Source organism: Variovorax sp. M-6 (assembly GCF_052114385.1).
In the GTDB taxonomy this organism is placed as follows: domain Bacteria; phylum Pseudomonadota; class Gammaproteobacteria; order Burkholderiales; family Burkholderiaceae_C; genus Variovorax.
Genome location: NZ_JBFREQ010000013.1, coordinates 136,572 through 160,444, shown reverse-complemented (window position 1 = coordinate 160,444; position 23,873 = coordinate 136,572). Strand labels below are relative to the sequence as shown.

At 67.6% G+C, this 23,873-nt stretch carries 24 protein-coding genes; 13 read left to right on the top strand and 11 right to left on the bottom strand.

Annotated features, from left to right (window positions below):
* Nucleotides 1-340 precede the first annotated feature (340 nt).
* On the bottom strand, nucleotides 341-1,003 hold the full coding sequence (locus tag AB4Z46_RS16905) for a GntR family transcriptional regulator (RefSeq protein WP_442284672.1): 663 nt from the start codon (nucleotides 1,001-1,003) through the stop codon (nucleotides 341-343).
* Between the two features lie 166 nt (nucleotides 1,004-1,169).
* Between AB4Z46_RS16905 and AB4Z46_RS16900 the strand changes: the two genes are divergently transcribed.
* From AB4Z46_RS16900 to AB4Z46_RS16845, 12 genes are all read left to right on the top strand, one after another.
* Nucleotides 1,170-2,111: a 3-carboxyethylcatechol 2,3-dioxygenase gene (locus AB4Z46_RS16900; RefSeq protein WP_442284671.1), complete on the top strand. Its 942-nt coding sequence runs from the start codon at nucleotides 1,170-1,172 to the stop codon at nucleotides 2,109-2,111.
* 1 nt (nucleotide 2,112) lies between these two features.
* Nucleotides 2,113-2,550: a nuclear transport factor 2 family protein gene (locus AB4Z46_RS16895; protein WP_442284670.1), complete on the top strand. Its 438-nt coding sequence runs from the start codon at nucleotides 2,113-2,115 to the stop codon at nucleotides 2,548-2,550.
* A 17-nt stretch (nucleotides 2,551-2,567) separates the two neighbouring features.
* On the top strand, nucleotides 2,568-2,963 hold the full coding sequence (locus AB4Z46_RS16890; RefSeq protein ID WP_442284669.1) for a cupin domain-containing protein: 396 nt from the start codon (nucleotides 2,568-2,570) through the stop codon (nucleotides 2,961-2,963).
* 99 nt (nucleotides 2,964-3,062) lie between these two features.
* Nucleotides 3,063-4,697 (top strand): FAD-dependent monooxygenase, encoded by a 1,635-nt coding sequence (locus AB4Z46_RS16885; protein ID WP_442284668.1) that lies wholly within the window; start codon nucleotides 3,063-3,065, stop codon nucleotides 4,695-4,697.
* A gap of 11 nt (nucleotides 4,698-4,708) precedes the next feature.
* Nucleotides 4,709-5,566 (top strand): fumarylacetoacetate hydrolase family protein, encoded by an 858-nt coding sequence (locus AB4Z46_RS16880; protein WP_442284667.1) that lies wholly within the window; start codon nucleotides 4,709-4,711, stop codon nucleotides 5,564-5,566.
* A gap of 9 nt (nucleotides 5,567-5,575) precedes the next feature.
* Nucleotides 5,576-6,553, top strand: coding sequence for a Bug family tripartite tricarboxylate transporter substrate binding protein (locus tag AB4Z46_RS16875; RefSeq protein ID WP_442284666.1), 978 nt, complete (start codon nucleotides 5,576-5,578; stop codon nucleotides 6,551-6,553).
* A gap of 55 nt (nucleotides 6,554-6,608) precedes the next feature.
* Complete coding sequence (locus tag AB4Z46_RS16870) at nucleotides 6,609-7,760, top strand: ABC transporter substrate-binding protein (protein WP_442284665.1); 1,152 nt, start codon at nucleotides 6,609-6,611, stop codon at nucleotides 7,758-7,760.
* 17 nt (nucleotides 7,761-7,777) lie between these two features.
* Nucleotides 7,778-8,818, top strand: a complete 1,041-nt coding sequence (locus AB4Z46_RS16865) for a branched-chain amino acid ABC transporter permease (protein ID WP_442284664.1) — start codon at nucleotides 7,778-7,780, stop codon at nucleotides 8,816-8,818.
* Nucleotides 8,815-10,581 (top strand): branched-chain amino acid ABC transporter ATP-binding protein/permease, encoded by a 1,767-nt coding sequence (locus tag AB4Z46_RS16860; RefSeq protein WP_442284663.1) that lies wholly within the window; start codon nucleotides 8,815-8,817, stop codon nucleotides 10,579-10,581. The genes AB4Z46_RS16865 and AB4Z46_RS16860 overlap by 4 nt, the downstream gene beginning before the upstream one ends.
* Before the next feature lie 3 nt (nucleotides 10,582-10,584).
* Nucleotides 10,585-11,325: an ABC transporter ATP-binding protein gene (locus AB4Z46_RS16855; RefSeq protein ID WP_442284662.1), complete on the top strand. Its 741-nt coding sequence runs from the start codon at nucleotides 10,585-10,587 to the stop codon at nucleotides 11,323-11,325.
* 102 nt (nucleotides 11,326-11,427) lie between these two features.
* Entirely contained in the window at nucleotides 11,428-12,498 is a 1,071-nt protein-coding gene (gene ydiK / locus AB4Z46_RS16850; protein WP_442284661.1) for an AI-2E family transporter YdiK, read from the top strand.
* Nucleotides 12,499-12,555: 57 nt separating this feature from the next.
* The gene (locus tag AB4Z46_RS16845; protein ID WP_442284660.1) at nucleotides 12,556-14,040 is read left to right on the top strand and encodes a patatin-like phospholipase family protein; all 1,485 of its coding nucleotides are present in this window, start codon (nucleotides 12,556-12,558) and stop codon (nucleotides 14,038-14,040) included.
* A gap of 51 nt (nucleotides 14,041-14,091) precedes the next feature.
* Here AB4Z46_RS16845 and AB4Z46_RS16840 read toward each other — a convergent pair whose 3' ends face one another.
* Genes AB4Z46_RS16840 through AB4Z46_RS16830 form a run of 3 tightly spaced genes read right to left on the bottom strand, consistent with a single transcriptional unit; the run spans nucleotide 14,092 to nucleotide 16,404 of the window.
* Entirely contained in the window at nucleotides 14,092-14,967 is an 876-nt protein-coding gene (locus AB4Z46_RS16840; RefSeq protein WP_442284659.1) for a DMT family transporter, read from the bottom strand.
* Entirely contained in the window at nucleotides 14,960-15,790 is an 831-nt protein-coding gene (locus AB4Z46_RS16835; RefSeq protein ID WP_442284658.1) for a DUF2182 domain-containing protein, read from the bottom strand. Before AB4Z46_RS16835 ends, AB4Z46_RS16840 begins: the two co-directional genes overlap by 8 nt.
* 11 nt (nucleotides 15,791-15,801) lie before the next feature.
* Nucleotides 15,802-16,404: a DUF1326 domain-containing protein gene (locus AB4Z46_RS16830; RefSeq protein WP_442284657.1), complete on the bottom strand. Its 603-nt coding sequence runs from the start codon at nucleotides 16,402-16,404 to the stop codon at nucleotides 15,802-15,804.
* Between the two features lie 428 nt (nucleotides 16,405-16,832).
* Between AB4Z46_RS16830 and AB4Z46_RS16825 the strand changes: the two genes are divergently transcribed.
* The gene (locus tag AB4Z46_RS16825; RefSeq protein WP_442284656.1) at nucleotides 16,833-17,321 is read left to right on the top strand and encodes a GFA family protein; all 489 of its coding nucleotides are present in this window, start codon (nucleotides 16,833-16,835) and stop codon (nucleotides 17,319-17,321) included.
* Nucleotides 17,322-17,444: 123 nt separating this feature from the next.
* Here the strand turns inward: AB4Z46_RS16825 and AB4Z46_RS16820 are convergent, their stop codons facing one another.
* From AB4Z46_RS16820 to AB4Z46_RS16790, 7 genes are all read right to left on the bottom strand, one after another.
* Complete coding sequence (locus AB4Z46_RS16820) at nucleotides 17,445-18,773, bottom strand: amidohydrolase family protein (protein ID WP_442284655.1); 1,329 nt, start codon at nucleotides 18,771-18,773, stop codon at nucleotides 17,445-17,447.
* A 329-nt stretch (nucleotides 18,774-19,102) separates the two neighbouring features.
* Nucleotides 19,103-19,585, bottom strand: a complete 483-nt coding sequence (locus tag AB4Z46_RS16815; RefSeq protein WP_442284654.1) for an SRPBCC family protein — start codon at nucleotides 19,583-19,585, stop codon at nucleotides 19,103-19,105.
* Nucleotides 19,582-19,923: an ArsR/SmtB family transcription factor gene (locus AB4Z46_RS16810; RefSeq protein ID WP_442284653.1), complete on the bottom strand. Its 342-nt coding sequence runs from the start codon at nucleotides 19,921-19,923 to the stop codon at nucleotides 19,582-19,584. The genes AB4Z46_RS16815 and AB4Z46_RS16810 overlap by 4 nt, the downstream gene beginning before the upstream one ends.
* On the bottom strand, nucleotides 19,923-20,573 hold the full coding sequence (locus AB4Z46_RS16805) for a glutathione S-transferase family protein (protein ID WP_442284652.1): 651 nt from the start codon (nucleotides 20,571-20,573) through the stop codon (nucleotides 19,923-19,925). Before AB4Z46_RS16805 ends, AB4Z46_RS16810 begins: the two co-directional genes overlap by 1 nt.
* A gap of 54 nt (nucleotides 20,574-20,627) precedes the next feature.
* Nucleotides 20,628-20,810, bottom strand: a complete 183-nt coding sequence (locus AB4Z46_RS16800; RefSeq protein ID WP_442284651.1) for a hypothetical protein — start codon at nucleotides 20,808-20,810, stop codon at nucleotides 20,628-20,630.
* 19 nt (nucleotides 20,811-20,829) lie between these two features.
* On the bottom strand, nucleotides 20,830-22,809 hold the full coding sequence (locus tag AB4Z46_RS16795) for an esterase/lipase family protein (RefSeq protein WP_442284650.1): 1,980 nt from the start codon (nucleotides 22,807-22,809) through the stop codon (nucleotides 20,830-20,832).
* A complete protein-coding gene (locus AB4Z46_RS16790) occupies nucleotides 22,806-23,828 on the bottom strand; it encodes an Lnb N-terminal periplasmic domain-containing protein (protein ID WP_442284649.1) in 1,023 nt (340 codons plus the stop codon). Before AB4Z46_RS16790 ends, AB4Z46_RS16795 begins: the two co-directional genes overlap by 4 nt.
* Between the last annotated feature and the right edge of the window lie 45 nt (nucleotides 23,829-23,873).

The window sequence follows — 23,873 nt, the reverse complement described above, 5'->3', positions numbered from 1 at the left end:
GCGGCGGGACGGTCACCGTTGGACGAGGAATCGTCGCCCCGGCCCCAGCGGCCGTCGTTCAGGTTGAACATGGCCGGAAACCGTCTCCACACTGGCTTTGAATTCATTCGGTTCTGTTCTTTGGTCAGTGAAGTGGGATTGTGCTCAATCGGTCGGCCGCCCCGTGCAATTCGGCCCCGTCTTCTCAGGGGGGATCGTACCTTTCCGACGACTCACGCCGGCCGACGGCGACGCGCTGGTCGCCGGCACGCAGGGCTTCTTCGGGGGGTACTGCGTTGCCCCAGGCAACGGATTCGCTTCACCCGCGCTGAAGGGCGCGGATGGCCATTGCAGGATGCCTCTACCCGGCAAGCCCCGAACTCAGGACGACGCGCGCCGTTTCTTCGTAGTGCTCCCGCAGCAATCCGCTGGCGCGAGCGGCGTCCCGGGACAGCGCGGCCTCCAGGATGTCCCGGTGCTCCTGCTCCACGTCCCGCCGCACCGCCGCGACGGCTGGCGCCGCCCATCGTCGATACAGGTCGGTGGACAGCGCCAGGCTGTTGGCGAGCCGGATCATCGGCTCGCAGGCACAGGCGGCCAGCAGCGCCTGATGGAACGCCCGGTGGGCCATGGACCATTCTTCGTTGATCTGCGTGTGATCCGCACCGGTTCTCCGAGGCGTCTTCGTCAGCCGGTGATGCGCCGCGATCAACGTCGTTTCCCACTGCAGATCGCCACGTTCGATGGACAGGCGCAAGGCGAGCGCCTCCGTCACGCAGCGAAGCTCGGTCAGGTCGCGGAACTCCCGCAGATCGAGCTCGGGGATGAAGAACCCACGGTTCGTCCTGGCCGCCACGAGGTTCTCGCCGACCAGCCGCGTGAGCGCCTCCCTGACGACGGTGGTGCTGGTGTCGAACCGTTCCGACAGGGCGCCCGGCGCCAGCCTTTGGCCCGGGGCCCACGCACCCTCGAGGATCGCGCGCCGAATCCGTTCGAAGACAGGAGCCTCTGTGTGTGTGAGCATGGCGAGATTCTACTATTCACGAATAATATTTTCTTTGTTGACAAGTAGTTTCTCTATCAAATAGTATTCATCGCCGCGCTGTCATGGATCGGCGCGGCGAGGGGGGACACCGGTTCACCGGCCGTGCTGGCTCTTGCCGGGGCGCCTACAACTATCTGGAGACTGGATGACGCTGGCTTTGTGCGCTCTGTCGCACTCACCTCTTTTCGGGATCAATGACCCCGGGCCGGAAACGCTGGACGGCGTGACGGCTGCGCTCGATGCGATGCGGACGTTCGTGCGCGATTTCGATCCGGCGATCACGATCGTCTTCGGCCCGGACCACTACAACGGCGTCTTCTACGACATGATGCCGGCCTTCTGCATCGGCTCCGGTGCATCGTCCGTCGGCGACTGGGGCACCGAGCCAGGGCCCTTGCCGGTGGATCGCGCGGCCGCTCGCCGGCTCACGCGCGCCGTCCTCGATGCGGGCATCGACGTCGCTCAGTCGGAGCGCCTGCACGTCGATCACGGCATCACCCAGCCGCTGGAGTTCCTTTTCGGCAAGGGCTCGACGCGGCCTGTGATCCCTGTCTTCGTCAACGCCGTCGGGCTTCCGCTCGGCCCGGTCCAGCGGGTGCGGCTGCTGGGCGAGGCGATCGGCCGAGAGGTCGGGTCGTGGGGCCAGCGCGTGCTGGTGATCGCGTCCGGCGGGCTCTCGCACGACCCGCCCGTGCCGCGCCTCGAGGGCGCTGCGCCAGAGGTCGTGGCGCGCTTGATCGACGGCCGGAACCCTTCGCCCGAGGCGCGTGCCGAGCGGCAGCGGCGCGTCATCCAGGCCGGCAAGGCGCACGCGCAGGGGGACGGCTCGTTCCAGCAGATCAACCCCGAGTTCGACGCCCTGGTCCTGGACACGCTCGCTTCAGGCCGCCTGGCGGATGCGGATGGCTGGACCAACGATTGGATCCAGCGCAGCGGCGGTCATTCCGGCCACGAGGTCCGGGCCTGGCTGGCGGCCTTCGGGGCGCTGTCCGCGCGCGGCCGCTATCGCGTGACGAACCGATGGTATTGGCCCGTCAAGGAGTGGATGACGGGCTTCGGAATGATGACTGCCGTAGAGGAAAGCTGAGATGCAATCGAAATCGCTGGATCGCCCCGAGCCGGGCGTCGAACTCCGTCTGGAAATCCAGGCCCTGACCGCGGAGCATGCCTGGCGCCTGGACCACGGCGCGGCGGACACGCTGCACGAGCTCTATACGCGCGACGGCGAGCTCCTGGGCCTTCCGCCGAGTGATCTCGTCGGACGGGACGCGATCGCGGCCTGGGGCGCGGCGCGCGTCCAGCTGCCCCGCGTCTCGCGCCATGTCGAGACCAACCACCGGCTCTGGTGGAGCGAGGAGGGGCTGCGCGGCACCCTGTATGCCAGCGTCTTTCGCAGCGAGACCACCGATGCCGTCGACACCACGCCGCTCATGGTGGGTGACTACGAGGACCTGTATGCGAAAGAGGAGGGCCGGTGGCGCATCCGCAGCCGCGTCATCCGCAAGGCCTTCCGCGCAGTGCGTTGATCAACCTGGACCCGCCCATGACCGACCCGACTGCCCAGCCGAAGAAGAACGTCGCACGCGTATTCCGCATGGATCGGATGGCCTTGACCGAAGTCCGACCGGGCTTCGCCAGGACCGGCCTTCGCTCCGAGGGTGCCGTGACCACCGTCAACTGGTTCGATCCGGGCTACAAGACGATCGGCCCCCACGCCCATCCCTTCGACCAGCTCAGCTACGTGCTGTGCGGCGCCATCCGGTTCTGGGTCGGCGACGAGGTGTTCGACGTGGTGTCGCCGAGCGTGCTCTACATACCGGGCGGCGTTCCGCACTGCGCCGAGCCGATCGGCGACGAGCGCGCGCTCAACGTCGACGTCTTCGCACCGCTGCGCGAGGACTACCTCGCCTTGTGCGAGCACCAGGATTTCGTCGCTTGAGCGAAGTCGCGGCAGCCGCGATCTGAGCAGCGCGAGGGCCACGGCCCGGGCGCCTCGCGCTTCGCGCTTCGCAAACCCTCAAACCATCTGGAGACTTTCATGGACAACACCGTCGACACCGACGTGTTGGTGATAGGTGCGGGCCCGATCGGCCTGGCCGCTGCCAATCTGCTCGCCGACCAAGGCATGCGAGTGATGCTGGTCGAGCGCAGTCAAGCCATTTCCGATGAGCCGCGCGCCATCAGCATCACGGACGAATCGCTGCGCGTGATGGCGGAGATCGGCATCCTCGAGCAACTCTTTCCGGAGATGCTCGTGGACACCGGTGCGCGCTACTTCGGGCGCAAGGGCCAACTGCTGGCGGAGGTCTCCGCCAAGAGCCCGCGGCTCGGACAGCCGGTCAAGTCGCAGTTCGACCAGCCGATCCTGGCGGGCCTGCTGCTGGCGGCGGCCCGGGCCAGGCCGTCGGTCGACATCCGTTTCGGCACCGAGGCATTCGGCGTCGTCGACCATCCGCAACACGTCGAGACCGAGCTGATCGACGCGGCCGGCAAGCGCCGCGTGCGTGCGAAGTGGGTCGTGGCGTGCGATGGCGGCCGCAGTCCCGTGCGTACGCAGCTCGGCATTCCGCTGGAAGGGTCCACCCAGGTCGAGAAATGGATCGTGGTGGATGTGCTCAACACCCGGGGTGAACCGGAGCGGTTCTCGCAGTTCCATTGCAACGGCGTGCGGCCCTGCGTGGTGGTGCCGGGCGTCAAGGGTCGTTGCCGCTACGAGTTCATGCTGCTTGCGGGCGAAGACCCAGCCACCGTCACGGCGCCGGGTTTCATCATCGATCTGGTCGCGCCCTACCAGCGCATCGTGGCCGAAGACATCCGGCGCGCGGCCGTCTATGTGGCGCAGCAGCGGATCGCCCTGAGCTACCGGGCGGGCCATGTGCTGCTGGCCGGCGATGCGGCGCATCTGATGCCGCCGTTCGCAGGGCAGGGGCTCAACGCCGGTATCCGCGACGTCGCGAATCTGGCCTGGAAGATCGCCGCCCACGTTCGAGGGCAGGGAACCGGCGCGCTGATCGACAGCTACCAGGACGAACGCCGGCCTCACGCGGCGGAAATGGTCCGGCTGTCGCACCGGATCGGCAAGGTGGTGATGAACACCCAGCCTCTGCTGACCGCCTTGAGGGACGGCGCCATCGTCGCCCTGGGCATCGTGCCCTCCGCCAAGCGGTGGCTGGTCGGGATGAAGTTCCTCAAGCAGCCGCACTTCACCTCGGGTTGCGTGGTGCCGCCCGGCCACGATGCGCCGAAGGCCGCGGCCGAACTGGTGGGACGTTCGTTGTCGCAGCCCCAGGTGCAGCGCACGAACGGCGAGCGCATTCCGCTCGATCGGGTGCTGGGCTCCGGCTGGGCGCTGCTGCGCTTCCCGCGCGAATCGATCATCGAGATCCAGCGCGCGCCGGCGCCGGGAACCGGCCATGCCACGTTGCAGGAAACCGTCGTCGACTTCGGCGGCGCGTTCGCCGCCATTCTTGGAAGCGGCGTCACGCTGGTGGTGCGGCCCGACCGCTATGTGGCCGCCGCCGCGCGCGCAGCGGGCGAGCGCGAAGTTCTTCAGGCACTGAAGGCCTTCGTCCCCGAACTGCCGACGCTCTTGAACGCCAACCCCGCACCCGCGGGCACCTTCGAACGGGTGGCGAAGCCCCCGAAATCTGTCTCGGCAACTTCAAATCTTTAACAAGGAATCACATGAAACTCATGAGCTTTGAGCATGGCGGAAAGGCCAGCTTTGGTGCCGTCGTCGGCGACGGCGTGATCGATCTTTTTCCGCTGCTCGAAGGGCGCTTTGCCGACCTCAAGAGCCTGTTGGCAGGCGATGGCGTGGCGGCCGCGAGGACGGCCATCGAAGGACGCACGCCGGGCCTGAAGCTGGCCGACCTGACTTTCCTGCCGGTGATCCCGAACCCCGGAAAGATCTGGTGCGCGGGATTGAACTATGGAGAGCACGTGCGCGAGACCGGCCGCGAGGTGAGCGAGATGCCGGTGTTCTTCCTGCGTTTCCCCGATTCGCAAGTGGGCCACGGCCAGGCCATCCCGCGGCCCCCCGAGTCCATCAAGCTGGACTTCGAAGGCGAGATCGCCGTGGTCATCGGCAAGGGCGGTCGCCGGATCTCCGAGGCCGATGCCTGGGATCACATCGCCGGCTACGCCTGCTACAACGACGGCTCGGTGCGCGACTGGCAGATGCACACGGGGCAGTGGGCTCCCGGCAAGAACTTCTGGCGCACGGGCGGATTCGGCCCCTGGATGGTGACCGCCGACGAAATCCCGGCCGGCGCCGTGCTGTCCCTGGTCACGCGGCTGAACGGCGCCGAAGTGCAGCGAGCCACCACCGAGATGATGCTGCACAGCATCCCGCGCCAGATCGCCTATGCATCGACGGTCGCACCGCTGCAGCCCGGCGATGTCTTCGTCACCGGCACGCCGGGCGGCGTCGGTGCCAAGCGCACGCCGCCGCTGTGGATGAAGCCCGGCGACGTGGTGGAGGTCGAGGTCGAGCGCGTCGGCGTGCTGCGCAACACGATCGTCGACGAGCAGGTCGGTTGAGGCGCTTCGATGACCATGCTCAAGAAGCTCGCTCTCTCGGCGGCACTGGCCGCAGGTGCCGTGATTCCGGCCGTCGGACTGGCGCAGGTCTTTCCGGCCAAGCCGATCACCATCGTCGTCCCGTTTCCGGCGGGCGGTGCCGCCGATGCGTCCGCGCGCATCGTGGCGCAGAAGCTCGGCGACAACATCAAGCAGCCGGTCCTGGTGGACAACAGGCCCGGGGCCGGCGGCCAGATCGCCGCTTCCGCCGTGAAGAGGTCGCCCGCCGACGGCTACACCTTGTTCCTCGCGAACACCGGTTCGCATGCGGCCAACCAGGCGCTGTATTCGAAGCTCTCGTACGACCCCGAAAAGGACTTCGAACCCGTCATCGCCGTCGTCCAGATCCCGCAGCTGCTGGTCGTGCCGGCCGCCAGTCCGGTCAAGACCGCGGCGGAGCTGATCGCCAGGGCGAAAGCCCATCCTGGCAGCATCAACTACGCGTCGCAGTCCGTCGGGGCGGGCGGCCACATCGCGGCGGAGATCCTGAAGTCCAGGAACGGCGTGCAGATCAATCACATCCCCTACAAGGGATCCGCCGCGGCCCTCACGGACCTGGTGGCGGGACGGGTCGACTTCATGTTCGACGCCATCCCGTCGTCGCTGCCATTCGTCAAGGACAAGCGGCTGCGGGCGCTGGCCATCGATGCGCCCAAGCGCTCGGCGCTGCTGCCCGACGTCCCCACGCTGGTGGAGCAGGGCCTGACCGGCTACGAGGCCAGCCCGTGGTTCGGGCTGGTGGCGCCGGCCGGCACGCCCCAGCCCGTGATCGACAGGCTGCATGACGAAGTGGCCGCCGTTCTGCGCAGCCCGGACGTCCTGTCCCGGCTCGACGAGATGGGCATGACCGCGGTCGGCGGGACGGCCAGGGAATTCTCGGACCTGATGAAGTCGGACACCCGGCGCCTGGGCGCCGTCATCAGGGAGTCCGGCGCGAAGCTCGACTGAAGGTCGAACGCGCGGGCGACGTGCAAACAACCAAAACCAAACCATGAGGCAAACCATGTCCCTGAACTCCATTCTCAAGTCGATCCTGCTTTGCGGCGCGATCGCGGCCGCGCTGGCCGCCCAGGCGGAAGTGACGGTCGGCGTCATTCTCTCGAGCACGGGCCAGGCGGCATCGCTCGGCATCCTCGAGAAGAACGGCGTCGCGCTGGCGGCGGCGGGCGCCAAGGAGAAGTTCAAGCTCATCTACGTGGACGACGCGACCGATCCTTCCGAAGCGGCGCGGGTGGCGAAGAAGCTGATCACCGAAGAGAAGGTCGACGCCATCATCGGAACGACCGGCACGCCGGGCGCGCTGGCCATCAGCGGCGTGGCCGCGGAGGGCAGGACGCCGGTGATCTCGCAGGCGCCCGCCAACATCCTGGTGCAGCCGGTCGACGCCCAGCGGCGCTGGATCTACAAGACCACGACCAACGACGACCACGAGGCGAATCCGATCTTCGCGCACATGAAGGCCAATGGGGTGCGCAGCCTGGGCTTCGTCGGCTTCTCCGACTCCTACGGCGACCAGTGGCTGCGCATGGTCAAGCAGCTCGGGGCCGAACAGCAGATCCAGCTGGTGGCCGAGGAGCGCTTCGCGCGCACCGACACCACGGTCGCGTCGCAGGTGCTCAAGATCGTGTCGAAGTCGCCCGACGCCGTGTTGATCGCGGGCTCCGGCGGCGCCGCCGCCACGCCCTTGCTGGAGCTCAGGAAGCGCGGCTACAAGGGGAAGGTCTATGTGACGCTGGGCGCCACCTTCGGGGACTTCCTGCGGCTGGCAGGACCCGAGGCCGAAGGCCTCTACGCGCCTTTCGCCGCCGTCATGGGCGTGTCCCAGCTGCCGGACTCCGACCCCGCCAAGCGCAGTGCGCAGGAGTTCGTCCAGGCCTACGACGCCAAGTTCGGCGCCAACAGCGGCAACATCTTCTCGGCCGGCGGCTGGGATGCGGTCAAGCTGCTGGACCAGGCGGTGCCCGTCGCACTCAAGAGCGCCGCGCCCGGGACCCCCGAGTTCCGCGAGGCGCTCAGGACGGCGCTCGAGAACGTCAAGAACATGCCGGGCGCGCGCGGCATCTACAGCCTCTCGACGACGGACCACGCCGGCCTCGACAGCCGCGCGCTGCGCGTCGGCCGCTTCGAGAAGGGGCGCTGGGTGCTGCAGGACTGACGCCCGGACGGCTCGACATGGATCTCTCATTGGCCAGCATCCTCACGCTCGACGGCGTGACCAGCGGCGCCGTCTATGCGTTGCTGGCGCTGGCGACGGTCCTCATCTTCGCGGTGACCCGCGTGGTGTTCATCGCGCTGGGCGAGTTCGTCGCCTACGGCGCGCTCACGCTCTCCATGCTGCAGATGGGCAAGGTGCCCGGAACGGTCTGGCTGCTGCTGGGCCTGGCCCTGCTCGCCGCGGCGCTCGACGTGTGGCGCGGGCTCCGGCGCCGGGCGGGCTGGCGATCGATCGCCGCGGGCGCCGCCGGTCTGCTGGCGGTTCCGCTGCTCCTCGCGGTCGCGACCGTGGCGCTCGCGCCCTGGCGGACATCGTTGCTGGTCCAGAGCCTGTTGAGCCTGGCGCTGGTGACCGCGCTCGGGCCGCTGGTGTACCGCGTGGCCTACGAAAAGGTGGCCGATGCGAGCGTCCTGGTGCTGATGATCGTCTCGGTCGGCGTGCATTTCGTGCTGACCGGCATCGCGCTGGCGGCATTCGGCGCCGAGGGCTTTCGCAATCCCAGCTTCTGGGACGCGAACTTCGATGTTGGCCCACTGTCGCTGCCGGGGCAGTCGATCACCATCTTCATGACCTCGATCGCGCTGATGGGCGGGCTGTTCCTCTTCTTCGAACGAAGCCTGCGCGGGAAGGCCCTGCGGGCGACGGCGGTCAACCGCTACGGCGCGCGGCTCATGGCGATCTCCACCGAGGGCGCCGGCCGGCTCAGCTTCGGCATGGCGGCATTCATCGGCGCGCTGTCGGGACTGCTGATCGCCCCGACCACCACGATCTTCTACGACTCCGGCTTCCTGATCGGCCTCAAAGGCTTCGTGGCCGCCATCTTCGGCGGCCTCGCGAGCTATCCGGCCGCCGCGCTCGGCGCGCTTCTGGTGGGGGTGCTGGAGAGCTTCGGTGCCTTCTGGGCCAGTTCGTTCAAGGAGGTGATCGTGTTCACCCTGATCATTCCGGTGCTGCTGTGGCGCAGCGTGAGAGAGGGTCCTCGGGACGACGAAGAATGAAGATGCGCCGCACCTTTCTGCTGTTCTTCGTGGTTCTCCTGGCGGCGTTGCCGATGCTGCCCGTGCCGGAGTTCTGGATCACCCAGGCCAACTACATCGGACTCTATGCGCTGGTGGTGATCGGGCTGGTGCTGCTCACCGGTGTCGCCGGACTGACTTCGTTCGGGCAGGCCGCCTTCGTCGGCATCGGCGCCTACACGGCGGCCTACCTCTCGCTCGCGCATTCGATGTCCCCGTGGTTGACGATCTGGGCCGGCCTGGCGCTGACGCTGGTCGTCGCGCTGCTGCTGGGCGGGATCACCTTGCGCATGTCGGGGCACTATCTGCCGCTGGCCACCATGGCCTGGGGCCTGAGCCTGTACTACGTCCTGGGCAACGTGGAGGCCCTGGGCAAGTACGACGGGTTGCAGGGCGTGCCGCCGATTTCGCTGGGGGGCATCCGGCTCCAGGAAGGGCGCAGTTTCTTCTACCTGCTGTGGACCGTGGTGCTGCTGGCGTCGCTCGGAACCATCCATCTGCTCGACTCGCGCGTGGGCCGGGCATTGCGCGCGGTCAAGGGCGGGACCACGATGGCCGAGGCGATGGGGATCGACACCTTCCGCGTCAAGGTGACCGCGTTCGTGATCGCCGCGTTGCTGGCCTGCGTCGCCGGATGGCTGTTCGCCTACTTCCAGCGCAGCGTCAATCCATCGCCCTTCGGGCTGAACATGGGCATCCAGTACCTCTTCATGGCGGTCGTGGGCGGTGCCGGCCATGTCTGGGGGGCGCTGGTCGGCGCCGGCCTGGTGAAGATCCTCCAGGACCAGCTGCAGGCCTGGCTACCCAACCTCATCGGCGGCAGCGGCAACTACGAGATCATCGTGTTCGGCGTGGTGCTGGTGCTGGTGCTCCACTACGCGCGCGACGGCGTCTGGGCCTTCGTCGAGGCCAGGCTGCCTCGGCTGCGGCGGCGCAACGACTGGTCGGCCGCGCCTGGCCTGGCCGAGCGCATCAAGCCGCCGCGCGGCGAGACCGTGCTGGAGGTGAAGGACGCGGTCAAGCGATTCGGCGGCCTGGTGGCGGTGAACGGCGTGAGCTTCCAGGCTCGCGCCGGGGAAATCCTCGGGCTCATCGGCCCGAACGGCGCCGGCAAGTCGACCACCTTCAATCTCGTCACCGGGGTCCTGGCGCTGAGCTCGGGCGAGGTCCGGCTGCAGGGCGAGCGCATCGACGGCTTGCCGTCGCGCGACATCGCCAGGGCGGGCGTCTCGCGGACCTTCCAGCACGTGAAGATGGTCCCGACAATGACGGTGCTGGAGAACGTCGCGATCGGCGCGCACCTGCGCGGGGATCGCGGCGTTGCGGCGGCGCTGCTGCGGTTCGACCGGGCCGAGGAGCGGCAGCTCTTCAAGGAGGCCGAGCGCCAGTTGCGCCGGGTCGGCATGGGCGACGCCATGCACGAGCTGGCCGGCAACCTGCCGCTCGGGTCGCAGCGCCTGATGGAGATCGCGCGCGCGCTGTGCGCCGACCCCGCGCTGCTGTTGCTCGACGAGCCGGCCGCGGGCCTGCGCCTGAAGGAGAAGGAGTCCTTGTCGGTGGTGCTGCGGCAACTGCGCGCACAGGGGCTGTGCATCCTGCTGGTCGAACACGACATGGACATGGTGATGGCCCTGGTCGACCGCATCGTCGTGATGGACTTCGGCACCAAGCTGGTCGAAGGCTCGCCCGAGGAGATCCAGGCCAGTCCCATCGTTCGCGAAGCCTATCTCGGCGCGGAGAAATAAGACATGTCGATGCTGCTGACAGCGTCCGGCCTGCACGCGGGCTACGGCCGCGCCGAAGTGCTGCACGGATTGAACATCGAGGCCCGGGCCGGCCAGGTCATCACCGTGATCGGGCCCAACGGGGCCGGCAAGTCGACCCTGCTCGGTGCGTTGATCGGCGCCATTGCGTCGACCGGGCAGGTGCTGTTCGACAACCGGTCCATGCAGCTTCGCACGCTCGAGGACCGGGTCATGGCGGGCCTGGCGCTGGTGCCCGAGACCCGTGCCCTGTTCGCCACCATGTCGGTGCAGGACAACCTGGTGCTCGGCGGCTTCCGCCGGCGTCGTCTGGGCGCGAAGCGGGCCGAGCAGGCGCAGGACCTGGAGCGTGCCTATGCGCTCTTTCCACGCCTGAAGGAGCGGCGTTCGCAGCTGGCCGGCACCTTGTCCGGTGGCGAGCGGCAAATGCTGGCCGTGGCGCGGGCGCTGATGGGCCGGCCGTCGTTGCTGATGCTGGACGAGCCGAGCCTGGGCCTGGCGCCGCGGGTGGTCCAGGACATCTTCAGGACGATCGTCGACCTGCGCGCGACCGGTGTCACGATCCTGCTGGTCGAACAGAACGCGCGCGCAGCCCTCGAGATCGCCGACCACGGCTACGTGCTCGAAATGGGGGAGTTCGTCCTGGAGGGGCCCGCCGGCGAACTCGCGAAGGATGCGAGGGTGATCGAGACGTACCTGGGGACGGGGAAGAAAAAACCGTCCTGAGGATCTGCAGGGCCGTGGCCCGACCTCGGCTACGATGGGCGCGCCCTGAAACGGAAGAGCATCGCGCGCACTGCGAGGCCTCCAAGAGGGAGGTGAAACATCATGACCGACACCCGCTCCGACCTTGCCAAGATCACCTTCGGCGTACTGACCATCGTGCTGCTCATCGGCTCCTCGTTGTGGATCCTTCGCCCCTTCCTCGGCGCGACGATCTGGGCCGTCATGGTCGTCGTGGCCACCTGGCCGGCGCTGTTGTGGTTCGAGGCCCGGCTGTGGAGGCGTCGCAGCCTGGCGGTGCTGGTGATGCTGCTGATCCTGCTGCTGCTGTTCGTGCTGCCGCTGACGATGGCGATCTCGACGATCGCGGCCAACGCCGACGAAGTCGTCGGCTGGTTCAGGTTGCAGATCAGCAAGGGCCCGCCCCAGCTTCCCGACTGGATCGGCCGCGTGCCTTTCGTCGGGCCGAAGCTGGTGCTGGCCTGGGACGAACTCGTGGCATCGGGCGTGTCGGGCCTGGAGGCCAAGGTCACGCCCTATGCCTCGCGCGTCACGGGCTGGCTGTTCTCGCAGGCCGGTGTCGTGGGAGCGTTGACGCTGCAGTTCCTGCTGACCGTGGTCATTGCGGGCGTGATGTACGCCCAGGGCGAATCGGCTGCCGCCGAGGTTCGGCGCTTCGGCCGCCGGCTTGGCGGTCCGCGGGGGGAAGACGCCGTGGTGCTGGCAGGCAAGGCGATCCGGGGCGTGGCGCTGGGCGTGGGGGTCACGGCCATCGTCCAGGCCGTGACGGGCGGCATCGGCCTCGCCATTGCCGGCGTGCCCTTCGCCGCATTGCTCACCGCGGTGATGTTCATGCTGTGCATTGTCCAGCTCGGGCCGACGCTGGTGCTGGCCCCGGCGACGATCTGGATCTTCTGGAACGGGTCGACCGGCTGGGGCATCTTCCTGCTGGTGTGGACGCTGATCGTCGGCACCATGGACAATTTCCTGCGTCCGATGCTCATCAAGCGCGGCGCCGACCTGCCGCTGCTGCTGATCTTCGCCGGCGTCATCGGCGGCCTGCTCGGCTTCGGACTGGTTGGCATCTTCGTCGGCCCGGTCCTGCTGGCGGTGTCCTATACCTTGGTCAATGCCTGGCTCGACACCGCCGAGCCGCCGGCGGTCGAGCCGCGCTGAGTGAAACGGGCGTCCTCGAATCGGAAAAGAAAAATGCAAGAGCCGCATGAGCATTCCTTGAACGCGCCGAGGGCCCGCTGGCGGACCTGGCTGACGACCGGCCTCGCCCCGGCCGTGTCGCTGCTGCTGCTGGCCGGCTGCACGTCCTTTGCGCCGGTCAATCCGCCGATCGAGCGCGTCGACCTGAACAGCGGCTATCGCGTCGGCAACATGCTGAAGCGCACGCACGGCGTCACGAACGATCCGCACACGCTGTTCCTGCTGACCTTCTCGGGCGGCGGCACGCGCGCGGCGGCGTTCTCGTACGGGGTGCTCGAAGAGCTTCGGCGTACCAACGTCGACGTCAAGGGCCGGACCGTCAATCTTCTCGACGAGGTCGACGCCATCGCCGGCGTGTCCGGCGGCAGCTTCACCGCGCTCGCCTACGCGCTCTACGGCGACCGCCTGTTCACCGAGTACGAGACGCGCTTCCTCAAGCGCGACGTACAGGGCGCGCTGACCCGGGGTGCCTTGAATCCGCTCAACTGGTTCGCGCTGGGCAGCGGCCTCTATGGTCGCTCGGAGTTCGCGGCCGACTACTACGACCAGATCCTGTTCGGGGGCGCGACTTTCGACGACCTGCTGACCCGGCCGACGCCCGTGACCGCCGTCACCGGCACCGATCTCTCCACCGGCGCGCGCTTTCCGTTCTCCCAGGACCATTTCGACCTGTTGTGCTCCGACCTGGGCAAGGTGCGCCTGGCGCGGGCCGCCGCCACCTCGTCCGCCGTGCCCGCGGTACTGTCGCCGGTCACGTACCACAACTATGGCGGCAACTGCGGTGCGGTGCTGCCCGCATGGGTCGGGGACGTCACCCGGCCGGGCTCACCGGCGCGTCCCGCGGGCCGAGCCTTGCTGCGCTACCGCGAGATCCAGGATTTCCAGGACAGCAAGAACCGGCCGTACCTGCACGTGGTCGACGGCGGCGTCTCGGACAACCTCGGCTTGCGCGGCCTGCTGGAGGCGCTCGAGGAACTGGAGGCCAGCCCGGCGTTCCAGCGCGAGGTGGGCCTGAAGAACGTCCGCCGGATCGTGGTGGTGGTCGTCAATTCGCGCTCGGCGCCCGACACCGACTGGGATCGCAGCCCGCGCGCCCCGGGCATCATTGCGCAGCTGCTGCAGTCGTCGAGCGTGCCGATCGATCACTTCTCCTACGAATCGGTCGAACTGCTGAAGGACATCGCCCAGCGCTGGGCCGACAAGCGCGAACTCGAGGTGGCCGAGCGCCGACTGGCCGGCATGTCGAAGGCCGAGGCCGAAGCCGCGGTGCCCAAGCTGAGCTTCGACGCCATCGACGTCAGCTTCGACGCCATCGAGAACCCCGAGGAGAAGCGCTACTTCATGAACCTGCCCACCTCCTTCGTCCTGCCCGACGAGGCGGTGGACCGCCTGCGCGCCCTGGGCGGCCAGTTGCTGCGCGATTCACCGGCCTATCGCGACCTGTTGCAGAGAATCGAGGATGCGAATGCCGCACCGCGACAGGGCGTGGCGTCGCGGCCCTGAAGGCGATGCAAGCGGGACCGAAGGGGTCGGCTTCGCGGCAGTGGCCGGCCGCTACGGGCGCGCCTTGCGGGACCTGCTGGCCAGCACCAGCGCGATGCCGCCGAGGATCGCCCCGGAGGCGACGGCCAGGCGCGGCGTGATCGCCTCCGACAGGAACACCACCCCACCGAATGCGGCGATGGGCGGTACCGACAACTGCACGGTGGCGGCGCGCATGGCGGACAGCCCGGGCAGGGCGGAATACCAGATGACGTAGCCGATGCCGGAGGTGAGGGCGCCGGAGGCGATCGCCAGGGCAACGCCGCCGGCATCCGCCTGCGCCCTGGCGGCAAGCAGCAGGCTCAGCAGCAGCGCAAGCGGCGCCGCCCGTGCGAAGTTGGACGCCGTCGCGGCCAGCGGGTCCGCGACGCCGCGGCCGCGCAGCGAGTACACGCCCCAGGCCACACCGGCGATCGCCATCCATGTGGCGCCGAGCAGCGGTGGGGCGGCGACTCCCGGCGACACCAGGTAGAAGAGCCCTGCGACCGCCAGGAAAAGACCGATGCACGCGATCGGTCCGAAACGCTCGCCGGAGCGCAGCCCCACGCCGAACATCGTCAGTTGAACCGCGCCGAACAGAATCAATGCACCGGTGCCCGCGGACAGGCTGAGATAGGCGAAGGAGAAGAACGCGACATAGGCGAACAGCATGGCCGCGGCGAGCCAGTCGGCACGGGCCTGCGATGCCCGCGCCGGTCCGAGACGCACGATGACGGCGAGCGTCAGCGCGCCGGAAACCAGCCGGATGCTGGAAAAGCTGGCCGGATCGATGCTTGCCTGCTGCAACGCGAGCCGGCACAACAGCGAGTTGGCGGCGAAGGCCAGCATGGCCGCAGCGGTGAGAAGGATCGTTCGCAGCGCGGGCGGGCCGCCGCGCTCCTCATGCATGGGTCGCCACCAGGACGATGGCCCAGGCCAGCAGGGCGATGCCGAATGGCGCGCTGAGACGACGGCCCCAGCGAAGGTTCTTTTCGATCGCCATCGCGGCGGCGAGCAGCAGCATCCAGCCGAGACTGCCGGTGCCGAGCGCGAACATCAACAGCATCAGCGCCCAACAGCAGCCGACGCAGAACAGGCCGTGGTGCACGCCGAGCGCGAAGGCCTGACGCGCCTGGGCCTGACCGCGCCAGTGCTCGATGACGAAGCTCAATGGCGTGCGGCACTTGTCCAGGCAGCGGTACTTGAGCTTGCTGAACTGGAAGGCGCCGGCCAACCCGATCGTCGCGGCGCCGATCAGCCAGCCATGCCAGGCGAGCGTGGGCGCCGTCGCGAGCACCGACAACACCCCGGCGTGGAGCACGTGCGCCAGGAGCCCGAAGGCGCCCCATACCGCGATGTAGCCCAGGCCGAGCAGCAGCAGGAGGCGCCCATGGTCCGGGCGCTGGGCCGTCAACCGGTCGAAGGCGTTGAACAAGGGCAAGGTCGTCGGCAACATCATGGCGGCCGTCATGAGGATCCAGGCGGCGGCATAGAGCACCAGGGGGACCACCACACCGCCGGCCGGAACGGCACGGCACAGAAACGCCGCCGGTCCCGACGACGTCCAGTCGTCGTGCTCGAGATAGCGTCCGTACGGGCTGCGCGCCCAGGCCCACAGCACGAGCCACGCGAGCGCAATCAGCGCTGCCAGGACCGGCAGGAACACGCGACGGTGACGGGAGGCGCCGCTCGGCGGTGGGAGCGCCGGCCTGGCACCCGCGGTGACACGCATCGAAGCACCGCTCACGCGTCGAAGACGAAGGTGCTCTGCAGGGCGTTGTGGTTCTTGATGTCGAGGTCGATGCCGAGGGCCGGGTTCTTGGATCGATAGGTCGGGGCCTTGCCGACGAACACCGGAGCGCCCGGCACGGTCGAGAACACGGTATCGGAGAGGGTGGTCTGACCGCCTGTCGCGCCGCGATAGGGCTCGAGTTCGGCGTAGTAGTCCTTGCCGATCTCCAGTTCGCCCTTGCCCTCGTTGACCGTGAAGCGGATCGGCGCCCGCTCCACCGACACGACCTGGCCGATGAGCTTGGCGAGGTCGGCGATCGGCCCGCCGGCCTGGCCGGTGTAGACCTTGAGCAGCGCCTCCTCCTGCGCCTTCGACGATTGGTCGTCGACGAAGATCGCCGCGGTCCAGTTGCCTTCCAGGATGTTGCCCGGCACATGCGCCACAGCCGCGATGGTGTTGCCGCCCACGTCGACGCCGTCGATCGTTCCCTTGTCGATGCGCCACGCGACGATGGTGTCGCAAGTGCCGTTGTCGGGGTCCTCGCCGATCCAGCAGGGGCACAGCACATTGCAGTTGCACACCTCCAGGAGACGTCCTTCCAGGTGATAGCTCATACGAACCTCCGTTGAAGCCGCACGAATATCGCCTTGTCGCCGCGGCTCGGGCGGCAAGGGGAAAACGATGCTACGCCGCGTGGGGATCCAAGTCCAGTTCGATGACGGCAAGGGCGCCGTCGACTGCGGGCGGGCGGGAATGGCACCGACGCACGCGCTGCGGCACGCTGTGCTGAACCCGTCGGACCCGCCGGACCCATCGGTGTCATCGAGGAGTGACAGTCGCCGCCTCGATATTGACGACGCGCCGCTCCTTCCTGGTGCCGACGCAGGAGAAATCAGGGTGAGACAGGCACCGTTGCACCGATTGCTTGCACAACGCCAGAATGCCGGCTAGCCCTTCCAACGAGCGGACACCCTCCCGCATGCCTCGAGTGCCTACGGTCGCCGCTCATGCCAAACGCCAGGTTTCGCAAGGAGCGCCCGACATGTCACCACCCTATCTGGGCAACTGCCTTTGCGGGCAGATCAAGTTCCAACTCAGCTCGGAGCCGCTGACCCTTTACGCGTGCCATTGCACCGACTGTCAGCTCCGCTCGGGAGGCGCGCTGCTTCTGTCAATGTGGGTTCACTGCGGTTCGCTCGAAGTGCTGGAGGGTAGCCCTCGACTGGTTTCGTCCATCGCAAACGACGGACGCAAACGGAAGAACAAGGTTTGTCCGGCGTGCCTGGTTCGTCTCTGGTCGGAGCCGGTCGATCGACCAAAGCACGCCATTCTCCGGCCAAGTACCTTGCAGCGAGGCAGGGACTTCGCGCCCATCGCGCACCTGTTTGTCCGCAGCGCACTGCCATGGTTTGTCTTCCCAGAAGGAGTTGCACGCTACGAAACAACGCCCGATGATCCCGCCGAGCTTGTTCGCCTGTGGCGTGAGGCAAGACCGCAGGGGGTGGGCAACGACACCTCACCCGTCCATTGACTCCGCTCTGCAGGACCACATGGTCAGCGCTGGCCGGCATGGGAGGTGCTGGCACCGGCAGCGGGGTCGGGCCGATGGGACTCGTTGAATCGCCGACGACAACGCCATCGCCCTTCCGGCCCGCTATGCCTTCAGCGTGTTCTTGTGGATCCTGCCGTCCTTCATGACGATCAGAAGGCTGCTGTCTGGATTCGCAAGGAGCGCAATGTTCTCGAGGGGGTTGCCGTCGACGAGCAGCAGGTCCGCATACGCGCCTTCCTCGATGACACCCAGTTTTCCGGGGTAGGGATTGCGCGGACCTGAAAGCCGCAGCAGCTCCGCATTGGTGGACGTCGCCATGGTGAGGATCTCGGCGTTCGAGTACCACTTCGTCAGGTGCGTCAGCATCGTGCTCTGTCGGGTCGCGAGCGCCTGGGAGAACAGCATGTCCGAACCCCATGCGGTCTTGATCTTGTACTTCTTCGCGAGCTTGTAGGCGTTGTCGGAACCTGCGAACACCTGGAGCGCAGCCACACGGTTCGGGCCGGTCAGGGGCCCCGTGTCCTCGTCCGACAGAAAAGGCTGAATGCTCAGCCACACGCCCTTGTCGGCCATCATCCTGGCCGTCGTGTCGTCCATCAGATGGGCATGCTCCACGCAGCGGGCACCGGCCGCGATCGCGCGCTGCACGGTCTGCGGCGCATAGGCATGCACCGTGACATAGGTGTTCCAGTCTTTCGCTACCTCCACGCCTGCCCGCAACTCCGACTCCGAGAGCGTCGTCAGGTCAAGCGGACTGCGCGGCGAGGAAACGCCACCGCCGCCCACGAGCTTGATCTGCGATGCGCCTTGCGTCAGTTGTTCACGCACACGCAGCCGGATCTCGTCCGGGCTGTCGACGATGGCCGCCGCGCCGGTCTGCTCCATGGAGCTCAGGGTGCCCGGGTTCCGCGGCACATCGGACAAGGGGCGCAGGTCGCCGTGCCCGCCGCTGCCCGTGATCATCGCGCCGGAAGGATAGATGCGCGGCCCCGGCGTCAGGCCCTGGTCGATGGCCTGCTTGAAAGCGAACGCCGGACCGCCGAGGTCGCGCACCGTCGTGAAACCCCGCAACAGCGTGCGCTGGGCTTCCCCGCTGGCCGCGACATGGATGTAGCCGATGTTTCCCTGCAGGAGCACCGGAAGCGGCAAGGCCGCGAACAGCGAATGCCAATGGGCGTCGATCATCCCGGGCATGACGACCCGCCCGCCGCAATTGATGGTCTGGGCGCCTTCAGGCGCTGCCGGCGCGCCGCTCCCCACCGACTTGATCCGGTCGCCCTCGACCACCAGATGGAGGCCGTCGCGCAGCGTTGCACCCTTGCCGTCGAAGAGGCGGAAGTTGGTCAGCACGATCGGCTTGGCCGGCGCGGGTTGCGCGCTGGCACGGAATGGAAGCCCCAGCGCCGCGACCGAGGCGGCGACACCGGCCACGAAACCGCGCCTCGACAGATCCGCGTTGATCAGTCGGGTCAGCCTCCCAAGCTCGGGCCGATGACAAAGGCAGATGGCACGGCTCACCGCCGAACCGTCCGCCATGGATTCGCAGGCATACATGAAAACGCTCCAAAATTCGACAGTCTGCCGTCGCCCGCCCGGAATGCCAAGGCGAACGAGTTTGCCAGCTTGATGCGACCTGAAACCGCAGGCTTGTCGCGTATCGCGAGGTCCTGACAACGCTCAGGCCTGCGGATAGCTGAGGGGCAGGTTGCCGACATCTTCCGAACCGCAATCGCATCCGTTGAGCTCCAACGCCTGAGGCATCAGCCCTCGAGGTAGGCGCTGAGCTTGTCCATGATCTCGCGGCTGCCGCGCTCACGGCTGCCGTTGTCATCGTAGCCGTCGAGGAAGGCGCCCTGTTCCGTCATGATCAGCCTGGCGCCGGCGCCCGACGGCTTGAACTCGAAGGTGGCGAGCGAGACCGAAATCTTGCGTCCGTCGATATGCATCTCGTAGGCGTACACGATTCGCTCGCCGGGAATGATGTCGAAATAGGTCGCGTCGAACTCGGTGACCAAGCCGGTCTTCCACTGGCCCTTCAGCCGTTCGCGGCCGCCAACCCGGAAATCCATGGTCCGTTCGACGACGTCCCACCGGTCATTGGGTGCGGTGAACCAGCCGTTCTTGCCCTCGATGCTCGCAAAGGCGTCGAACACCCGCTGCGGTGTCACTGACGAATAGGTCCGTTCAATGGTGAAAACGCCGTGGGCCACGCTGCGGTTCGTTTCGGTTCTCTGGGCGGTCATTTCGGTTCTCCGTCTGGAAAGCGTTGGAGGTGTTCGCCGAGACGGTCGAGACGCTGGTCCCACTCCGCCCGGCGCTGGTTGAACCACTGCTCGGCGAGGCTGAGCGCGGTGGGCTCTATTCGGCAGGTACGCACCCGGCCGACCTTCTCGGAACGCACCAGGCCGCTGTCCTCCAGCATTGCCAGGTGCTGGACGATGGCCGGCAGCGACATGCCGTACGGCTGGGCCAGTTCGCTGACCGAGGCCGGCCCGCGGGACAGGCGCTCGACCATGCTGCGCCGTGTCGGGTCCGCAAGCGCCTGGAAGGTCAAGTCGAGCTTGGCGGCCGGGGTCGGCATCAGCCGTCCTTCAAGGGAAAGTAGTGGAAGAAGGGCTCGGCCTCGGCCAGCACCCGGGCCACGCTGGGCCGCGCCTTCAGGCGGCCGAGGTAGGCAGCGAGCTCGGGCCAATCGGCCAGGGGGATGGTGTAGTCGGCGTAGAACAGCGCCGGCAAGGCCGCGCAGTCAGCCAAGGTGAAGGTGTCGCCCATGGCCCAGGGCCCGGTGAACATGGGGGCGATCAGGTTGTAGCCAGAGCGGATTCGGCTGCGTGACTGCTCGACCCCGAAAGCATCGTGCTGCCCTTGCGGACGCAGGCGTTCGGCGACCACCTGCTGAAACGGAAGGTGGATATAGCAGTCAATGAGTCGGTCGATCAGCCGGGTTTGCATCGCCAGGTCTGGATCGCTCGGGACGAGCGAGACCGCGGAGGGCTCGTGTCGGGCCAGGTAGTCGATGATGATGCTCGATTCCGGAATCGTCTTGCCTCGCGCGTTGTCGCGCAACACGGGAAACTTGGCAAGCGGCCAGATCGCCTCGAAGGCGGCGCGGGCGGCCGGATCGCCGAGGTCCACCTGGCGCGGCTCGAAGTCGACCTCGGCCTCGTAGAGCGCGACCAGCACCTTCCAGCAGAAGGAGGAAAGCGGGTGGTAGTAGAGGGTCCAGCGCATCGCGAGCTCCATACTTAAGTGAATGCCTAAGTATGTCCGCGCACAGGCCGAGCGTCAAGCCGGCAATTTCTGGGTCAGTTGACCGGACATGGCGACCGCGCCGCTGCGGAGCGGCTTCGCCGAGACCCGCTCGGTCATTCGCGTCGACGACACGACGTCCTTCGGCTTGGCCTGCAGTTTGACCGCCCACTCGCGCATCGCCGGCGGCACCTCCTGGTTGCCGCGGTCAACCTGCACATGCCTAGCGCGATCCGTATCATCGAGGTGGCTGCGTGGCCTGCGCCCGCTCGTCCAGGTGCTCGCGCAGGATCCGGCGAATCTCGAGGATGGCCTGCGGGTTCTCCTGCACGCTGTGCCAGGAAACGATGACTCTCTCAGACTGCGCGCCGGCAAGATGCGAGCTGGTGTAAGGCACTACGCCGTCGGTGGAATCGAGGAGATCGCCCTCGGCACTCTCGCGTCCGATGATCGAGTGGTACCGCACCGCCGGATTGATGGGCAGCGTGGAAGACAGCCGAACGAAGGGATTGCGATCACTGAGGTTGTCGATGCTGTTGGGGATGCGCAGCGGCGGCTTTCCACTCTCGGGCGGCCGTAGCCGGGCGGCCATGCGGGTCAGGTCGCCGACCTCGTCCAGCATGGCCACGGGCAGCGTCACGAGGTTGGCGGCGTAGCGTGCCAGCCGGTTCTCGGCAAAGGACGTCCCTCGGTGGGGCGCCGCGATGAAGATCGCGCGGCTGACCTTCGGCTGCGGGTGGAACTCCAGGTAGTCGTCCATCTCACTGCGGAATGCCTTGTCGTATGCACGGCGACTGCGGACATCGGGCGGCAGTGTTTCCCACATCTTGTCGCCCGAGTCGGACGCCAGCAATCGCGCGAGCACGCCGCCCATGCTGTGGCCGACCAGCACGAGGTCCTTCGAGGCCAGGGCCGTCCCTTGCGAGTCGTAGTGCGTCAGCGTTGCATCGAGGGCCTGCCGGATGTTGTGCAGGTTCAGCGCCAGTGGCGCATTGGTCGGGTAGTACACCTGCCAGATCTGGTAGTGGCGCCGCAGCGTGTCGTCGCCCATCACCTCGTTGGCCACGTTGACCCAGGCCTCGGGACTGCTCGCCAGTCCGTGGAGCATCACCACGATGTGGCGCTTCGGGTCGTAGGGCTGCATCAGCTGGATGCGTGGGCGCACGATGCCGTCGCTCAGTCCGAACAGGCTGCTCAGGGCCTCGGTCGAGAATCCGGAGCGGGCGAGCCACAGCCCGTAGCCGGCGGTGAAGTTCGCGGTCAACGGCACGGTCTGGCCGGCAAGCGTGGCCTGCGTTCTCTCGTAGGGGTCGTACAACGCCAATTCGACCTTGCGCGTGTTCATCACCTCCTGCAGGCTCTTCCCCTCGAAGCGAATCAGCGCGGTGATCGCGGGATACCGGTTCTCCACGAAGGGCGCCGGCTTCGCGGAGGCTTCAGCCTCAGGCAGAACGGCCACCAGGGCGGCGCCAAAGCCGTCACGCTGGTAGGTGTTGCGCAGGCCCGTGAAGCGCAACGAGGTGGCGGCCACGAGTTCCTCGGGCTGGCGCGTTTCGCGCCCGGGCTCCGAGGTCTCGAACGTGACGGACAGCCGCCAGCCGATCACGTCGTTCCACCAGGTGTGCGTGCCGGTTCGCCCGCTCGCGTAGTTGCGGAACAGGCGATCCATCGCCTGCTGGACCGCATAGTTGTAGTAGTCGCGCACCTGTGTCTGGCGTTCCTCGAAGGCGCGGTCGCCCGGTCGGCGGTCGGTGAAGAAAAGGTAGGCCCAGGCGTGGCGCGCGGTCTCGATCCAGGCATCGAGTTCCGCATCCGGCTGGGCCGCCGGGAGCAACTGCGGCTGCTGTGCGGCCGCGCTGCCGGCCGCCAGCGCGGCCTCCAGCCAGAGTTCCGACAGGGTCGAGAGACGCTGCTCTTCGGTGATCCCCGGCGCCTGCGCAAGCTGCTCGCGGCATGCCGCAGGTTCGGCGCGGCAGTCGGCGATGCCCACGATGCGCAGCACCTCCCGGGCGGAGAGGCTGAGGCGCCCGGTGGTCAGCGCGTCGCTGCGGCGCTCGGCCAGGTAGCCCGATGGCGACACCGAGGACACGCTCACGACGGCGCAGCCGCAAAGCAGCCAGGCCGAGGCCAGCAGCATCGCGAAGGCCGCGAAGCGGCGGCCCCGGTGCGCCGTGGTCGGCGCACCCGGCCAAACGCCTGTCGGGGACCATGCCTTCACTGAGTCGCTCCTTTCATTCCTGGAACGCCGCGCCGGATGGCCTGCGAGAACTGCGGATCGGCATCGGACGCCTCGGCCCGCGCGGTGATGCGGCCGGCGGCACGCAGCACCGCAAGATCGCCGTCGGCGGCGAGTCCGCCGATGTTCTGCAGGTATTCGGGCAGGTAGCCCGAAGCCAGCAGGCGCCAGTCCAGCGGCAGGCTGCCCAGGATGTGTTGCGCCATCTCGAACACGAGGGTCGTGCAGTTGGCCGTCAGGGTGTCGTAGAAGCGCGGGTGCTCCGACAGTTGTGCCGCGGTGTCGAGGTAGGCGAGGAACAGCGCGCGCCGGGCCTGCGGTGTCATTGCGAGACGGTACAGGTACACATCCTCCCCGCGCACGTTGGTGCGCACGCGCAGGACGTCCCGCTCATCGGCGGCCACGAGTTCGAGCTCGAAGCGCTTGAAGAAACCGGCGATCGCCGAGAACTCCTCGTGCCGCTCCTTGCGGATTTCGAGCGAGAAGGCCAGGTAGTCGGTGCCGCCGCGTCCGTCGTCGAAGCCGAACGACACCAGCGTGTGGGCGATGGCCGGACCCATCCAGTACGAGAGGGCCAGGTCCACACTGGCGAGACGGTCCAGGTCGTAGCTGCGGGTTTCCCAGCGCGCGTCGTAGTTCGTGTCACTGTGCCAATCGAAGTTGCGAACGTTCTCCAGCGTCGCGATGCTGCCGCGCAGCTGCGGATGAAGCTGGCGCGCCACGTCGTCGGCCCAGTCGCGCGAATCGGAAGGAACGATGCGGATCCACCACGCCAGCAGCAGCGCGAAGGCCAAGCCATAGGACAGCAACGCGCGCGGGGCTTGACGCCGCCAGAGCAGCATCACGGCGACCGTGGTGAAGACGGCCCACAGGGCGCAGACGATGGTCCGGGGCACCGGCGATAGCTGCAACTGATAGTGCAGGGCCAGAACAGCCCACAGGCCGGAGGCAAGCAGAAGCAGCGTCGCGACGACGGCAGCCGAGAAAAAGACGGCGCGCATCATCGAATTCGCGAAGTTTTCGTCGGTGCTCCGTGCTGCCGAGAC

Coding starts and splice junctions, on each gene's coding strand:
- AB4Z46_RS16840 (WP_442284659.1), bottom strand. CDS start 14,967: ATGCATGAGGAGCGCGGCGGCCCGCCCGCGCTGCGAACGATCCTTCTC.
- AB4Z46_RS16810 (WP_442284653.1), bottom strand. CDS start 19,923: ATGCCGACCCCGGCCGCCAAGCTCGACTTGACCTTCCAGGCGCTTGCG.
- AB4Z46_RS16865 (WP_442284664.1), top strand. CDS start 7,778: ATGGATCTCTCATTGGCCAGCATCCTCACGCTCGACGGCGTGACCAGC.
- AB4Z46_RS16890 (WP_442284669.1), top strand. CDS start 2,568: ATGACCGACCCGACTGCCCAGCCGAAGAAGAACGTCGCACGCGTATTC.
- AB4Z46_RS16905 (WP_442284672.1), bottom strand. CDS start 1,003: ATGCTCACACACACAGAGGCTCCTGTCTTCGAACGGATTCGGCGCGCG.
- AB4Z46_RS16885 (WP_442284668.1), top strand. CDS start 3,063: ATGGACAACACCGTCGACACCGACGTGTTGGTGATAGGTGCGGGCCCG.
- AB4Z46_RS16870 (WP_442284665.1), top strand. CDS start 6,609: ATGTCCCTGAACTCCATTCTCAAGTCGATCCTGCTTTGCGGCGCGATC.
- AB4Z46_RS16835 (WP_442284658.1), bottom strand. CDS start 15,790: ATGCGTGTCACCGCGGGTGCCAGGCCGGCGCTCCCACCGCCGAGCGGC.
- AB4Z46_RS16790 (WP_442284649.1), bottom strand. CDS start 23,828: ATGCGCGCCGTCTTTTTCTCGGCTGCCGTCGTCGCGACGCTGCTTCTG.
- AB4Z46_RS16815 (WP_442284654.1), bottom strand. CDS start 19,585: ATGACCGCCCAGAGAACCGAAACGAACCGCAGCGTGGCCCACGGCGTT.
- AB4Z46_RS16860 (WP_442284663.1), top strand. CDS start 8,815: ATGAAGATGCGCCGCACCTTTCTGCTGTTCTTCGTGGTTCTCCTGGCG.
- AB4Z46_RS16900 (WP_442284671.1), top strand. CDS start 1,170: ATGACGCTGGCTTTGTGCGCTCTGTCGCACTCACCTCTTTTCGGGATC.
- ydiK (WP_442284661.1), top strand. CDS start 11,428: ATGACCGACACCCGCTCCGACCTTGCCAAGATCACCTTCGGCGTACTG.
- AB4Z46_RS16875 (WP_442284666.1), top strand. CDS start 5,576: ATGACCATGCTCAAGAAGCTCGCTCTCTCGGCGGCACTGGCCGCAGGT.
- AB4Z46_RS16805 (WP_442284652.1), bottom strand. CDS start 20,573: ATGCGCTGGACCCTCTACTACCACCCGCTTTCCTCCTTCTGCTGGAAG.
- AB4Z46_RS16825 (WP_442284656.1), top strand. CDS start 16,833: ATGTCACCACCCTATCTGGGCAACTGCCTTTGCGGGCAGATCAAGTTC.
- AB4Z46_RS16880 (WP_442284667.1), top strand. CDS start 4,709: ATGAAACTCATGAGCTTTGAGCATGGCGGAAAGGCCAGCTTTGGTGCC.
- AB4Z46_RS16895 (WP_442284670.1), top strand. CDS start 2,113: ATGCAATCGAAATCGCTGGATCGCCCCGAGCCGGGCGTCGAACTCCGT.
- AB4Z46_RS16830 (WP_442284657.1), bottom strand. CDS start 16,404: ATGAGCTATCACCTGGAAGGACGTCTCCTGGAGGTGTGCAACTGCAAT.
- AB4Z46_RS16855 (WP_442284662.1), top strand. CDS start 10,585: ATGTCGATGCTGCTGACAGCGTCCGGCCTGCACGCGGGCTACGGCCGC.